The following is a 13,791-nucleotide window of genomic DNA, read 5'->3' as shown; positions in this document are numbered from 1 at the left end:
CTTGATGGCGGTTTTATTCACACAAACGTTCACTGCGCAGCTTCCCAGGTCGTCCCAGCGGCTGAATCCTTGAGCACGATGCCTTGCGCCAGCAGCGCCTGGCGGATGCGGTCTGCCTCGGCAAAGTTCTTGGCGGCCTTCGCCGCAGCGCGGGCGGCAATTTGGGCCTGGATGGCAGACTCGTCCAGACCGGCACCGGCCTGCAAGAAGGCCTTGGGGTCGCCTTGCAGCAGGCCCAGGCACTGGCCCAAGCCCTTGAGCAGGCCCGCCAGCTCGGCAGAACGGGTCTTGTTGACCTCGCCAGCCAAGTCAAACAGCACGGCCACCGCCTCGGGCGTGCCAAAGTCTTCGTCCATGGCGGCCTTGAAGCGTGCAGCGTAGGGATTGCTCCAGTCCACCGCCACGGCAGCGGGCTCCACCAGGCTCAGCGCGGTGTACAGGCGCTTGAGCGCCTGGCGTGCATCGTCCAGGTGGGCATCGCTGTAGTTGAGGGCGCTGCGGTAATGGGCACGCACGATGAAGAAGCGCACCGTCTCGGCGTCGTACTGCTTGAGCACATCGCGGATGGTGAAGAAGTTGCCCAGGCTCTTGGACATCTTCTCGTTGTCCACGCGCACAAAGCCGTTGTGCACCCAGAAATGGGCCAGCGGCTTGCCCGTGGCGCCTTCGCTCTGGGCGATTTCGTTTTCGTGGTGAGGGAACTGCAGGTCGGCCCCGCCACCGTGGATGTCAAAGGTTTCGCCCAGCGTGGCGCAGCTCATGGCCGAGCACTCGATGTGCCAGCCAGGACGGCCCGCGCCAAACTCGCTGGCCCACTTGGCGTCTTCCGGCTCATCGGCCTTGGCGGATTTCCACAGCACGAAGTCCAGCGGGTCTTCCTTGCCGTCTTGCACGGCCACGCGCTCGCCCGCACGCAGCTCATCGAGCGACTTGCCCGACAACTTGCCGTAGCCGTCAAACTTGCGCACGGAATAGTTCACGTCACCATTGCCAGCGCGGTAAGCCAAGCCCTTGCCTTCGAGCTGGCTGATGAGCGAGAGCATCTGCGGCACATATTCAGTGGCCCGAGGCTCGACCGTTGGAGGCTCGATGCCCAAAAGGCCAATGTCCTGGTGCATGGCCGCAATCATCTCGTCGGTGAGCTGGCGGATGGTGATGCCGCGCTCCAGCGCACGCTTGATGATCTTGTCGTCAATGTCGGTGATGTTGCGCACGTAGGTCACGCGCAAGCCGCTGCTTTTGAGCCAGCGCTGCACCACATCAAAGGCCATCATCATGCGGGCGTGGCCGATGTGGCACAGGTCGTAAATGGTCATGCCGCACACATACATGCGGACGTGGCCAGGTTCGAGCGGGGAAAAGTCTTCCAATGCACGCGAAAGCGTGTTGTAGATGCGCAAACTCATGGGGTATCAGTGTCGGGAATGGGGAGGATGGGCGATGCGGATCGCCCTGCAGCGCGGAGGCACAGCCCCACGCGGGGGATGGTGCCCGGCACCGGACACCCTATGAAATCACCAGCGGCAACAGCGCACCGTCATGACAACCCCCCTCAGCTACAATCCGCCGAAGTATAAGCCCGGCCCGGGTTTCACGCCGTTCAACCCCTCCAGAACCCCCATGAAGCAAGTCCGCCGCACCCTTCCCCGACTCCTGCGCCTGTTGGCACTGACGGCGCTTGTCGGCACCGGCGCAGCCCAGGCCAACGACTACGCCGACATCACCCAGTTGCTCAAGGCGGGCAAGGCCGCAGAAGCACTTGCCAAGGCAGACCAGCGATTGTCCGCCACCCCCCGCGACCCGCAATTGCGCTTCCTCAAAGGCGTGGCGCAAGCCGACTCCGGCAAGCCCGCTGACGCGGTGGCCACGTTCACCAAGCTCACCGAGGAATACCCAGAGCTGCCCGAGCCCTACAACAACCTGGCCGTGCTGTACGCCAACCAGAACCAGTTGGACAAGGCCCGCACCGCGCTGGAAATGGCCATCCGCACCAACCCCAGCTACGCCACGGCGCACGAAAACCTGGGCGACATCTATGCCAAGCTGGCCAGCCAGGCCTACAACAAGGCGCTGCAGCTGGACGCGGCCAACGCCACATCGCTCAAGCCCAAGCTGGCGCTGATCCGTGAACTGTTCTCCGCCGACGCGGCCAAGGGCGCCAAACCCGCCGCAACCGCACCAGCCCCTGCCGTGATTGCCACGCAGCGCCCCGCCCCCGCACCTGCGGCAACACCGGCGCCAGCCCCAGCAGTAGCCCCCACTGCGGCCCCTGCGCCCGCAGCGGCGGCCCCTGCCGCCAGCCCCGCACCTGCAGCGGCCCCTGCGGCAGCGCCCGCCGCCGACACGGCCAAGAAAGAGGCCGCCAAAGACACCAAGGAAGTCTCTGCCGCCGTGCAAGCCTGGGCCGCCGCCTGGGCTGCCAAGGACATGAAGGGCTACCTGTCGGCCTACGGCAAGGAATTCAACCCACCCGGCAAGCAAACCCGCGCCGCCTGGGAAAAAGAACGCGAAGCCCGCATCGTGGGCAAGTCCAAGATCACCGTGCAGGTGTCTGACCTGAACGTGTCGATGAACGGCAGCAAGGCCACGGCCCGCTTTCGCCAGGCCTACAGCGCCGACTCGCTCAACGTGACCAGCCGCAAGACGCTGGACCTGGTGGAGACCAACGGCCGCTGGCTCATCGTGCGCGAAGCCACAGGCGGTTGATGCCACTGGCCGCCTGACTCCAACCCAGACCTCTCACCTTTGACAGGGCCGACAGCGCAAGCCGTTGGCTCTTCGGTTTTTTCTGACAGCCCCTTGATACAGCGCCACAGCGTGCCAGCCCCTTACTGCAGCGTGCAAGCCCCCTTCTGGATTCGCCACGCGGCCACGGCCGTGACCCTGTTCGCCTTGGCGGCGCAGTCTGCAGCGGCCCCCCCGGTGCATGCGCAAGCATCGCAGCCAGCCGCAAAAAGCAAGCGCCCCGCCGCCCCAACCCCTGTGGCCCCCAAGGCGCTGCAAGACGGTCAGGCCGAAACGCGCCTGCTCAAGGTATACCAACTGGCCAGCGAGGGGCGCGGCCGCGAGGCACTGGCCCAGGCCGAAAGCCTGGCACGCGAATACCCCAATTTCCAACTCGCACAACTGGCCGTGGGCGACTTGCTGGCCGCGCGCGTGCGCCCCATCAAGCAGCTGGGCGATGTACCAGAGCCAGCCCTGCCCTACCCGCCCGAAGTGACCGCCACGCTCGATGAGCTGCGCACCGAATCGCGCCAGCGCGTGCAGGCCCAGCGCGCCCGTCCGGCCTCCACCCACATCCCGGCGCAGTTTGTTGAGCTGGCCCCGCGCTACAAGCACGCCATTGCCATCGACGCCTCGCGCTCGCGGCTGTACCTGTTTGAGAACACGGACAAGGGCCTGAAGCTGGTGGCCGACTACTACGCCTCGGTGGGCAAGTCGGGCATTGAAAAAGCCACCGAAGGCGACCAACGCACCCCCCTGGGCGTGTACTTCATCACCAGCCGCCTGGACCCCGCCACGCTCAAGGACTTTTACGGCGCGGGCGCCCTGCCCATCAACTACCCCAACCCGCTGGACCAGAGCCGGGGCAAGACCGGCAGCGGCATCTGGCTGCACGGCACGCCGCCCGACCAGTTCTCGCGCGCGCCCCTGGCCACCGATGGTTGCGTGGCCCTGGCCAACCCCGATCTGGAGCGCATCCTGCGCACGGTGGAGCCACGCTCCACCCCCGTGGTCATCGCGCAGAAGCTGCAGTGGGTGCAAGCCCAGAGCATGCAGGCCGAGCGCCAGTCGTTTGAGACAGTGCTCAACGCCTGGCGCACTGCCAAGTCCAACGGCGACATGAGCCGCCTGCTGGGCTTTTACGCCCCCGACTTTCAGAGCTACAAGAAAAAGCCCCTGGGCGAATGGGCCGCCGTGCTGCAAGCCGAGGCCCAGGCACTCAAGGGCCGCACCGTCCACCTCAAGGACAAGGCCTACCTGCGCTGGACCGACTCGGCCGACACCATGGTGGTAACGTTCGGCGAAGTGGCCGAGGGCGCACGCACCGGCCCCATCAAACGCCAGTACTGGACGCGGCGCGGCCAGCAGTGGCAAATCTTTTTTGAAGGAGTGATTGGATGATTTCCAAAAGAAAATCGATGCTAACGCTTGCAGGAATTGCGCTGGCAGCCATGGTTTCAGTAGCACCCGCCCACGCGCAGACCGCCCCCAAGGTCAAGCTCGCCACCTCCATGGGCGACATCGTGGTGCAGCTCGACCCTGCCAAGGCCCCCAAGTCGGTTGAGAACTTCCTCGCCTACGTGAACGACAAGCACTACGACGGCACGGTGTTCCACCGCGTGATCGACGGCTTCATGATCCAGGGCGGCGGCTTCACCGCCGACATGGTGCAAAAGCCCACCAAGCCACCGATCCCTCTGGAAGCCAGCAACGGCCTCAAGAACGACACCTACACAATCGCCATGGCGCGCACGAGCAACCCCAACTCGGCCACCTCGCAGTTCTTCATCAACGTGAAGGACAACGCCATGCTCAATGCCCCCAACCCCGACGGCCATGGCTATGCCGTGTTCGGCAAGGTGGTGGAGGGCACTGCCGTGGTCGACAAGATCAAGGCCGTGGCCACCGGCAACAAGGGCGGCCACCAAAACGTGCCCAACACCCCCATCACCATCACTTCGGCCACCGTGGTGAAGTGATTTCGCATTCCTACCCCAGACCTTTTTTCTGAAAGAAGCACTGCCATGAGCAACCCACAAGTCGAACTGCACATCACCGGCTACGGCGTCATCACCCTCGAACTCGACGCTGCTAACGCGCCCAAGTCCACCGAGAACTTCCTGGCCTATGTGAACAAGGGCCACTACAACAACACGATTTTTCACCGTGTGATCCCCGGCTTCATGGTGCAAGGCGGCGGCTTTGAGCCCGGCATGAACCAGAAGAACTCCGATGCCCCCATCGAGAACGAAGCCAAGAACGGCCTGAAGAACGCGAACTACACCGTGGCCATGGCCCGCACCAGCGACCCCCACTCGGCCACCGCACAGTTCTTCATCAACGTGGCCGACAACGGCTTCCTGAACCACACCTCCCCCACCCCCCAAGGCTGGGGCTACGCCGTGTTCGGCAAGGTGGTCTCGGGCACCGACGTGGTGGACAAGATCAAGGCCGTGAAGACGGGCCGCAAGGGCTTCCATGACGACGTGCCAAAGGAAGACGTGATCATCGAAAAGGCTGTGGCCCTGTAAGCAGGCCGCGCTGTCACCACGTGACCCCGACCGTGCCCCCGTTCGCGGAGCTTGCTGCTCCTGCGCACTGGCGCACGGTCGATTTCATTTCGGACCTGCACCTGCAGGCCAGCGAGCCCGCCACCGTGGCCGCATGCCTGCACTACCTGCAGGCCACTCCCGCCGATGCCATCTTTCTGCTCGGCGACATTTTTGAAGTCTGGGTGGGCGACGATGCCCTCCAAGACCCTGGCAGCTTCGAGGCCCAGGTCTGCGACCAGCTGCAAGCCGCGGCACAACGCAGCGCGCTGTACTTCATGCACGGCAACCGCGACTTTCTGGCGGGCAATGCCTTTTTGCAGCACTGCGGCATCACCGGCCTGCAAGACCCCACCGTGCTGACCTTTGCAGGCCAGCGCTACCTGCTCAGCCATGGCGACCTGCTGTGCATTGACGACACGGACTACCAGCGCTTTCGCGTACAGGCGCGCAGCAGCGCCTGGCAGCAACAGTTTTTGTCCCAGCCCCTGGCCGTGCGGCGCGCGCAGGCACGCGGCATTCGGCAAGAGAGCGAGGCGCGCAAGCAGTCCGGCGCCATCTATGCCGATGTGGACCACGCGAGCGCCATCGCCTGGCTGCAGGCGGCAGGCGCCCACACCCTCATCCACGGCCACACCCACCGGCCTGCCGACCACACCCTTGCCCCGGGCCTGCAGCGCGTGGTGCTGAGCGACTGGGACGCCGCCGCATTACCCCCGCGGCTGGAAACACTGCGTTTGTCCGCAGCGGGCTTGGAACGGGTGGCCCTGGCCCCCATGTACCAGCCATCCTGACTCAGGGGCCGTGATCGCGTCCCCGCCCGATCACTGCCATGCCCCCCATCCTCAACCGGCTTTGGCGCCATGTGCGCGCCACCGTAGCGCCCGTGCCCGACATCTCGGCAGACCTGTGGCTGCAGACGCTGCAGCGCTACCCGTTTTTGGCCGCGCTGTCGCTGCACGAGCAAAGCAAGCTGCGCGCACTGAGCGCGCTGTTTCTGGACCAAAAACAGTTCCACGGCGCACACGGTCTTGCGGTGACCGATGCCATGGCCATCGACATTGCGGCGCAGGCCTGCCTGCCACTGCTGCACCTGGGCGATGCCGCCAAGGCGCTGGGCTGGTACGACGATTTCGTGACCATCGTGGTGCACCCCGGCGAGGCCGTGGCGCGCCGCCAGACGGTGGACGAGGCCGGTGTGGTGCACGAACACACCCAGGTGCTGCTGGGCGAGGCCATGGAGCGCGGCCCCGTGATGCTGAGCTGGCAGCACATTGCCAACGCCCACGAGAACACCGCGCGCGGGCACAACGTGGTGGTGCACGAGTTTGTGCACAAGCTGGACATGCGCACGGGCACCGCCAACGGCTGCCCGCCCCTGCCCGCAGGCTTCATGGGCGCCCGCACAGGCCGTGGGGCGTATGAAGCCTGGTGGAATGCGTGGGAGCCCGCCTACCAGGAGTTCCGCGAACGCGTCATCCTGGCCGAGCGCTTTGGCGCCGAACGGCCCTGGCTGGATGCTTACGGAGCCACCTCGCAGTCCGAGTTTTTTGCCGTGGCCTGCGAGGCGTACTTTGTGAACCGCACCCGGTTTGCGCAAGAGTTTGCCAGCCTGGTGCCGGTGCTGGATGCGTTCTTCCGGCGCGAAGCGATGGCGGGCTGAGGCCCACCCGCCGCAAGACTGCGGGCCCACGGTGGCCAGCACACCTTCTTGCGAAGCCCAGATTGCTATATTTTCAATAGCTGCCAGCGCTTATATTTCAAACGCCAGAAGCCATTTTGACTACAAACCCAGCGCAAAGCGCGCCGCCTTGGCCACGGCCTGCGCATCCACACCAAAGAACTGGCGCAGCGCCGCACGCGTGTCGCTGCGGCCAAAGCCATCCGTGCCCAGGGTGATGTAGCGGCGGCCTTCGGGCACGAAGGCGCGCACGGTCTCAGGCACGGCGCGCACGTAGTCGGTGGCGGCAATCACCGGGCCCTGGGTGCCGGCCAGTTGCTGCGCCAGCCACGGGGTCTCGGGGGCTGCACCGCCGTCCATGGCGCGCTGCTCGCAGGCAATGCCGTCGCGGGCCAGCTCGCTCCAGCTGGTCACGCTCAGCACCGTCACCTCCACGCCTTCAGCGGCCAGCAGCTCTGCAGCCTTGAGCACCTCGGTCAGGATGGCGCCAGAGCCCATCAGGGTGATTGATTTAGATGTAATTGGCTGCTCACGCCCGTCCTGCAAGCGCTGAAAGCTCTTAAAAAAATAGCAACCGCGCAGCACCCCCTCGGCCGCATTGGCGGGCAGGTCGGGCTGGGCGTAGTTCTCGTTCATCAGCGTGACGTAGTAGAAAACGTCGCGCTGCTCGGTCACCATCTCGCGCATGCCGGCGTCGATGATCACGGCCATCTCGCCCGCATAGGCCGGGTCGTAGGCCTTGCAGTTGGGGATGGTGGCGGCCACCAGGTGGCTGGTGCCGTCCTGGTGCTGCAGCCCCTCACCGCCCAGCGTGGTGCGGCCCGAGGTCGCGCCCAACAAAAAGCCCCGTGCGCGCTGGTCCGCAGCGGCCCAGATGGCGTCGCCCACGCGCTGGAAGCCGAACATCGAGTAGTAGATGTAGAACGGCAGCATGGCCAGGCCGTGCACGCTGTAGCTGGTGGCAGCGGCTGTCCAGCTCGCAATCGCGCCCGCCTCGCTGATGCCCTCTTCCAGAATCTGCCCATCCAGCGCCTCGCGGTAGCTCAGCACCGAGCCGATGTCTTCGGGCGCATAGCGCTGGCCCACGCTGCTGTAGATGCCCACCTGCTTGAACAGGTTGGCCATGCCAAAGGTGCGCGCCTCGTCGGCCACGATGGGCACGATGCGCGGGCCGAGCTGGGCGTCCTTCAGCAGCGTGCCCAGCATGCGCACAAAGGCCATGGTGGTGCTCATCTCCTTGCCATCGGCCTGCAGCGCAAACTGCGCGTAGCTGGCCAGGGGCGGCACGGGCAGCGCATTGCACACCGTCTCGCGCCGGGGCAGGTAGCCGCCCAGTTGCTGGCGGTGGCGGCGCAGGTACTGCATCTCGGGGCTGTCTTCAGCAGGCTTGTAGAAGGCCAGGCCCGTGGCCTGCGCGTCGGTGAGCGGCAGGTTGAAGCGATTGCGGAATTCGATGAGATCCGTATCGTCGAACTTCTTCTGGCTGTGCGTGGTCATCTTGCCCTGCCCGGCTGTGCCCATGCCGTAGCCCTTCTTGGTGTGGGCCAGGATGACGGTGGGCTGGCCCTTGTGGGCGCTGGCGGCGGCATAGGCCGCGTGGATCTTCACCAGGTCGTGCCCGCCGCGCTTGAGGCGGTCAATCTGCTCGTCCGTCATGCCCTGGGCCAGCGCGGCCAGCTCGGGGCTTTGGCCGAAGAAGTTGTCGCGGTTAAAGCGCCCGTCCTTGGCGGCAAAGGTCTGCATTTGCCCGTCCACCGTGCCTTGCAGCGTGCGCACCAGCGCGCCCGTCAGGTCGCGGGCAAACAGGCCGTCCCAGTCGCTGCCCCACACCAGTTTGACCACGTTCCAGCCCGCACCGGCAAACAGGCGCTCGAGCTCGTCGATGATGCGGCCATTGCCGCGCACCGGGCCGTCCAGCCGCTGCAGGTTGCAGTTGACCACCCAGACCAGGTTGTCGAGCCCCTCGCGCGCGGCCAGGGTCAGCGCGCTCATGCTCTCGGGCTCGTCCATCTCGCCGTCGCCAAACACGCCCCACACCTTGCGCCCCTCGCAGTTGAGCAAATTGCGGTGCGTGAGGTAGCGCATGAAGCGCGCGTGGTAGATGCTGCTGATGGGCCCGATGCCCATCGAGCCGGTGGGGAACTGCCAGAAGTCCGGCATCAGCCAAGGGTGCGGATAGCTGCACAGGCCCTGCGCCCCAGCGGCGGGCGCGGTGATTTCCTGGCGGTAGTGCATCAGGTCTTGTTCAGACAAGCGCCCTTCCAGAAACGCCCGCGCGTACACGCCCGGCGCGCTGTGCGGCTGAAAGAACACCAAGTCGCCCCGGTGCTGCCCTTCGCCCAGGCCCTCGCGGGCGCGGAAGAAGTGGTTGAAGCCGCTCTCAAACAAATCGGCCGCGCTGGCATAGCTGGCAATGTGCCCGCCCAGTTCACCATAGGCCTGGTTGGCCCGCACCACCATGGCCAGCGCGTTCCAGCGCATGATGGATGCCAGCCGCTCTTCCACCGCCAGATCCCCCGCAAACGCAGGCTGGTTCTGCGCCGCCACGGTGTTCACGTAGGGCGTGTTGAGCTGGGGCTGCCAGCCAATCTGCTGGGTGCGCGCCAGGTGCACCAGCTCGGCCAGAATGTGGCGCGCCCGCTCTGGCCCCTCGGTGGCCACCAAGGCCACAAAGGCGTCGCGCCATTCGGCAGTTTCTTGGGGATCCGCGTCCGGCGCACCCAGGGTGCAATCGAGGGCGGCGGGATCAGCGGCTTGCAGCAGGGTGTGGGGTGTAGGGGCGTTCATGCCGTTCACTGTAGTGAGGGCATCGCCAAATAAGTTGCCGATATCGCTCTATATTCAGAACGTGCCAGCACAGCGTGCCGCAAAAACCATAAACTGCAGCACATGAAACTGGACGCCATCGATTTGCGTATTCTGGCCGAGCTGCAGGCCGACGGATCCCTGTCCAACGTGGAGCTGGCGCGGCGCGTGCACCTGTCGCCCTCGCCATGCCTGGCGCGGGTCAAGGCGCTGGAGGCTGCAGGCGTCATCAGCCGTTATGTGGCACTGGCCAGCAGCGCCGCGCTGGGGCTGGGCTTGAATGTGTTCATCAGCATCAGCCTCAAAACCCAAAGCAAGGAGGCCCTCGCCGACTTTGAGCGCCGCATTGCCGAGCACGATGAGGTGATGGAGTGCTACCTGATGACCGGCGACAGCGACTACCTGATCCGCGTCGCCCTGGCCGACATGGCGGCGCTGGAGCGCTTTATCCTGGAGCAGCTCTCACCCATCCCGGGGGTGGAGAAGATCCGCTCCAGCTTTGCGCTCAAGCAGGTGCGCTACAAAACGGCGCTGCCACTACCCAAAGCAAGCTAGGTTCGCAGCAAGAACCTGCACCAAGCTCACTGCGCCCTGGCCGTGCTGGGCGGTTGCCCAATCACACGCTTGTAGGCGCGGCTGAAGGATGCTTCAGACTCATACCCCAGCCTGTGGGCCGCCACGGCCACGCGCATGCCATCGCGGGCAATCCAGCTGCGGGCCTGCGACATCTTCACCTTGGCCACATAGCGCGCCGGGCTCTCGCCCATGGTGCGCGTGAACGATTCGGCAAAGCGTGAACGCGAGGCGCCCATCAGGTCGGCCAGCAGCGGCACGTTCCAGTCGCGCTCCGGGTCTGCGTGGATGGCGGCAATTACCTTGCCGATGCGCGGGCAGCGCACGGCGGCAATCCAGCCCGTGGGGTTGTTGCAGCTGCACTCCACCCACGCACGGATGATGCTGGCGGCCAGGGCATCGGCCAAGCGCGCCAGGATGGCGCAAGCGCCCATGCGGTCCTGGGCCACCTCGCGCTCCATGGCATCCAGCAGCACGGGCACGGTGGTATCGCGGCGGGCCAGGTCACCGGCCAGCATCACCTCGGGCATCATGGCCCTGAGCGGGTGCAAAGGGTCCAGGTTAAAGCGCAGGGCCCCACAAAACACCACGTCCGGGCTTTGGCCGGGTGCCTGCGGTACACCCGCCTGTCCTGCGAAATGGCCGCTGTGCACAGGGTCTCGTCCATCCAGCAGGTAGATGTTTTCAGACACCGGCCTGCGTGCCAGCAAGTCAATGTCCACCGGCGTCACATCGGGTGCGCTGGCCAGCACATGAAAGCTGCCATGGGGCAGCAGCACCGCATCGCCAGGGTGCAGCCGCTGCCAGTCGGCGCTGCGGGTGCGCAGCCACGCGCCACCGCTGCCCACAAAGTGGAACCGCGCTGACGGCAACGCCGGGAACGCCACCGCCCAGGGCGCATGCATCACACAGCGGCCATACTCCACGCCGTCCAGGCGCAGGCCCAGCAGGATCTGGGTCAGCAGGTCTGGTGGCTCTGGGCCCACGGCCGCAGGCGGCAGGGTTGCCCCCTCGGCAGGGCTGGATAAAAAGTCAAGCATTCAGGCTTTTATGGCATGGAAACGCCTGCATCTTATCCCTACGATGCCTGTCCGTTCATCCCAAGGCCTTTACCTGTGTCTTCCCCATCTTCTTGCTCCGTTTGCCTGGATGCCACCACAGGCGCCCCAGCGGCAGGCGCCCACCCTGCCCCTGAAAACACCACGCTGCAACCCGCCAGCCACGAGCCCATCCAGGCGCGCTGGGCGGCAGTTGCCTCCATGGCACTGGGGGTGTTTGGCCTGGTGACGGCAGAGTTTCTGCCCGCCAGCCTGCTCACGGCCATGGCCGCCGACCTGGGGGTGAGCGACGGCGCAGCAGGCCAAGCTGTCACCGTCACGGCCCTGGTGGCGGCCGTGGCGGCGCCCTCGCTGCCGCTGCTCACCCGCCAGCTGGACCGGCGCGCCGTGATGATCGCCTTCACGCTGCTGCTGGTGCTGTCCAACGCGCTGTCTGCCCTGGCCAGCAGCCTGCCCATGCTGCTGGTGGCACGCGTGCTGCTGGGGGTGGCGTTGGGCGGCTTTTGGTCCATGTCGGCAGCGCTGGCGATGCGGCTGGTGCCTGCATCGCTGTTTGCGCGGGCCATGTCCTTCATCCTGACCGGGGTGTCGGTTGCCACTGTGTGTGCGGCACCCATTGGTGCCTGGATGGGCGACCTGTGGGGCTGGCGCAGCGCCTTCATTGCAGCCGGGGGCATCAGCCTGATCACCCTGGCCGTGCAGTTGCTGGCCCTGCCCGCCTTGCCGCCGCGTGACAACCCCAACCTGCGGGTGCTGGGCGAGCTGCTGCGCCGCCCACCCGTGCGCATGGCCCTGCTGGCAGTGCTGCTGGTCATCTCCGGTCACTTCGCGGGCTTTACCTACATCCGCCCTCTGATGGAGCAAGTCACGCACCTGTCGGTGACCAGCATCACGGCCGTGCTGTTGGGCTATGGCGTAGGCGGGTTCTTCGGCAACTTTGTGGGCGGCTGGATTGCCGGGCGCAGCGAGCGCCAAGCCATCGTGGCCGGTGGCGCCGTGATTGCCGTGCTGGCGGCCACCTTGCTCATTGCGGGCCATTCAGCGGCCATCACGGCGGTGGCCATCACGCTGTGGGGCTTTGCGTTTGGCGCGTTTCCGGTGGGGTTTCAGACCTGGATGGTGCGCGCCGCCCCAGACCAGGCCGAGGGCGCGGGCGGGTTGCTGGTGGCGGCGTTTCAGATTGCGATTGCCAGCGGTGCCATCTTTGGTGGCCTGATGGTGGACCACCTGGGCGCCTTGGGCGGCCCTGCATTTGCCCTGGGGGCCATGGTGCTGGGCACGGTGCTGACCTGGCAGCGCGGGCCACGCGCCGTGGCAGCTTGAAACAGGCCTGAGCCAAGCCTGGGGCGGGGCACGCCCTGCCCCATCACCCCGCAGTCAGGGGGCTGACTTGGCCGGCTTGCGAGCCACCTCACTCGTCGCCACGCGGCGGCGCAGCTCGCGCAGCACGGCCTTGGCACGGGCCTCGTTGGCGGGGCCCATGCGCACCATGATTTTCTGGCCGCTCGACAGCGCCTCCAGCGCCGGGTCGGCAAACTCGTAGCGCAGCCAGGGCCGCGGGTCAGGCAGCTCGGTTTGCACCTTGGTCAGCTTGAGCTGCAGCGGGCCCTGCGGCTCGGGGGCTTTGATCAGGTGGTCCAGCACAGCCACCAGCCGGTCGTTGAAGTAGCGATTGGGGTAGCCCAGCTCTTCATACGCCTGCTGAAACAGCGGGTACAGCCGCGCATACAGTGCCACCGCGTTGTCCATGGGCACTGACTCGGCAAACACCAGCATGGCCGCATAGCGTGCGGCATTGGGCTTGGCGGCGACCAGCTCGGCCCCTTCGCCATCCACCAAAAAGCGCTGGGGCGTGGGGTGCACCGGCCACACACGCACGGGGGCGTGGGCCTGGGTAAGGCTGTCTACCGTGGCCACCACGCGGCGCGCAAACGATTCTGTCTGCAAGAGCGACGACACCTGGCCTGCACCCAGCACTTCAGACAGCAACTCTGTCACCATCACGTCCGATTCGGCCAGCGGGGGCAAGGCCGTGTCGGGCGGGCCCAGCACGCCCACGGGGTTTTGCACCCCTGCGGGGATCGGCGCTGTACTGGGCGCCGCAGGCGCAGAGCTTTGCGCAGGGGCTGCGGCCTGCACGGCATCTGCCGGTGCGGGTTTGAACCACACCCAGGCGCCCGCGAGCGCAGCCAATACCAAGGCGCCAGCCCCCACCGCCAGCACCATGGGCGATGCTTGCCGCGGAGGTGGACGAAATCGGGTGTCTTCTTTGTCAGGCATGTGCATTCCTCATCGGTTCAAAAGAGCAGCATCAACGCGCCCTTTTGCATCCGAACAATGTAGCGGCCTGAACACACGTTGGTGGGCACAGCCTGCCCAGGGGTGTAACAGCGTGTTGCCC

Annotated in this window: 12 protein-coding genes; 8 read left to right on the top strand and 4 right to left on the bottom strand. The window is 65.9% G+C overall.

Going from position 1 to position 13,791, the window contains the following annotated elements; genetic code table 11:
• Positions 1–29: 29 nt before the first annotated feature.
• Complete coding sequence (gene cysS / locus CLU86_RS05690; protein ID WP_099740950.1) at positions 30–1,406, bottom strand: cysteine--tRNA ligase; 1,377 nt, start codon at positions 1,404–1,406, stop codon at positions 30–32.
• Between the two features lie 214 nt (positions 1,407–1,620).
• Between cysS and CLU86_RS05685 the strand changes: the two genes are divergently transcribed.
• From CLU86_RS05685 to CLU86_RS05660, 6 genes are all read left to right on the top strand, one after another.
• Positions 1,621–2,706 (top strand): tetratricopeptide repeat protein, encoded by a 1,086-nt coding sequence (locus CLU86_RS05685; protein WP_099740949.1) that lies wholly within the window; start codon positions 1,621–1,623, stop codon positions 2,704–2,706.
• A 111-nt stretch (positions 2,707–2,817) separates the two neighbouring features.
• Positions 2,818–4,125, top strand: a complete 1,308-nt coding sequence (locus CLU86_RS05680) for a L,D-transpeptidase family protein (protein WP_369803808.1) — start codon at positions 2,818–2,820, stop codon at positions 4,123–4,125.
• A complete protein-coding gene (locus tag CLU86_RS05675) occupies positions 4,122–4,703 on the top strand; it encodes a peptidylprolyl isomerase (protein ID WP_099740948.1) in 582 nt (193 codons plus the stop codon). The genes CLU86_RS05680 and CLU86_RS05675 overlap by 4 nt, the downstream gene beginning before the upstream one ends.
• A gap of 45 nt (positions 4,704–4,748) precedes the next feature.
• Complete coding sequence (locus CLU86_RS05670; protein WP_099740947.1) at positions 4,749–5,255, top strand: peptidylprolyl isomerase; 507 nt, start codon at positions 4,749–4,751, stop codon at positions 5,253–5,255.
• A gap of 20 nt (positions 5,256–5,275) precedes the next feature.
• Entirely contained in the window at positions 5,276–6,067 is a 792-nt protein-coding gene (locus CLU86_RS05665; protein ID WP_099740946.1) for a UDP-2,3-diacylglucosamine diphosphatase, read from the top strand.
• Positions 6,068–6,105: 38 nt separating this feature from the next.
• Positions 6,106–6,936, top strand: a complete 831-nt coding sequence (locus CLU86_RS05660) for a zinc-dependent peptidase (protein WP_099740945.1) — start codon at positions 6,106–6,108, stop codon at positions 6,934–6,936.
• Between the two features lie 120 nt (positions 6,937–7,056).
• Here the strand turns inward: CLU86_RS05660 and mdeB are convergent, their stop codons facing one another.
• A complete protein-coding gene (gene mdeB, locus CLU86_RS05655) occupies positions 7,057–9,741 on the bottom strand; it encodes an alpha-ketoglutarate dehydrogenase (RefSeq protein WP_199175094.1) in 2,685 nt (894 codons plus the stop codon).
• Between the two features lie 102 nt (positions 9,742–9,843).
• On the opposite strand from mdeB, the gene CLU86_RS05650 reads away from it, so the two are divergent.
• Positions 9,844–10,314, top strand: a complete 471-nt coding sequence (locus tag CLU86_RS05650) for an Lrp/AsnC family transcriptional regulator (RefSeq protein ID WP_099740944.1) — start codon at positions 9,844–9,846, stop codon at positions 10,312–10,314.
• Positions 10,315–10,340: 26 nt separating this feature from the next.
• Here the strand turns inward: CLU86_RS05650 and CLU86_RS05645 are convergent, their stop codons facing one another.
• Positions 10,341–11,372, bottom strand: coding sequence for an AraC family transcriptional regulator (locus CLU86_RS05645; RefSeq protein ID WP_099740943.1), 1,032 nt, complete (start codon positions 11,370–11,372; stop codon positions 10,341–10,343).
• Between the two features lie 75 nt (positions 11,373–11,447).
• Between CLU86_RS05645 and CLU86_RS05640 the strand changes: the two genes are divergently transcribed.
• Entirely contained in the window at positions 11,448–12,713 is a 1,266-nt protein-coding gene (locus CLU86_RS05640; RefSeq protein ID WP_369803807.1) for an MFS transporter, read from the top strand.
• Between the two features lie 54 nt (positions 12,714–12,767).
• Here the strand turns inward: CLU86_RS05640 and CLU86_RS05635 are convergent, their stop codons facing one another.
• On the bottom strand, positions 12,768–13,670 hold the full coding sequence (locus tag CLU86_RS05635) for a DUF3014 domain-containing protein (RefSeq protein WP_099743326.1): 903 nt from the start codon (positions 13,668–13,670) through the stop codon (positions 12,768–12,770).
• Positions 13,671–13,791 lie beyond the last annotated feature (121 nt).

The organism is Acidovorax sp. 62, assembly GCF_002754495.1.
Classification (GTDB): domain Bacteria; phylum Pseudomonadota; class Gammaproteobacteria; order Burkholderiales; family Burkholderiaceae_C; genus Acidovorax.
Note: the sequence above shows the minus strand (reverse complement) of the source record. Positions and strands in the feature narration are given on the sequence as shown.

Excerpts from the sequence above, each read along its gene's own strand:
- CLU86_RS05675 (WP_099740948.1), top strand. The coding sequence starts at position 4,122 with ATGATTTCCAAAAGAAAATCGATGCTAACGCTTGCAGGAATTGCGCTG.
- cysS (WP_099740950.1), bottom strand. The coding sequence starts at position 1,406 with ATGAGTTTGCGCATCTACAACACGCTTTCGCGTGCATTGGAAGACTTT.
- CLU86_RS05670 (WP_099740947.1), top strand. The coding sequence starts at position 4,749 with ATGAGCAACCCACAAGTCGAACTGCACATCACCGGCTACGGCGTCATC.
- CLU86_RS05635 (WP_099743326.1), bottom strand. The coding sequence starts at position 13,670 with ATGCCTGACAAAGAAGACACCCGATTTCGTCCACCTCCGCGGCAAGCA.
- CLU86_RS05650 (WP_099740944.1), top strand. The coding sequence starts at position 9,844 with ATGAAACTGGACGCCATCGATTTGCGTATTCTGGCCGAGCTGCAGGCC.
- CLU86_RS05660 (WP_099740945.1), top strand. The coding sequence starts at position 6,106 with ATGCCCCCCATCCTCAACCGGCTTTGGCGCCATGTGCGCGCCACCGTA.
- CLU86_RS05645 (WP_099740943.1), bottom strand. The coding sequence starts at position 11,372 with ATGCTTGACTTTTTATCCAGCCCTGCCGAGGGGGCAACCCTGCCGCCT.
- CLU86_RS05685 (WP_099740949.1), top strand. The coding sequence starts at position 1,621 with ATGAAGCAAGTCCGCCGCACCCTTCCCCGACTCCTGCGCCTGTTGGCA.
- mdeB (WP_199175094.1), bottom strand. The coding sequence starts at position 9,741 with ATGAACGCCCCTACACCCCACACCCTGCTGCAAGCCGCTGATCCCGCC.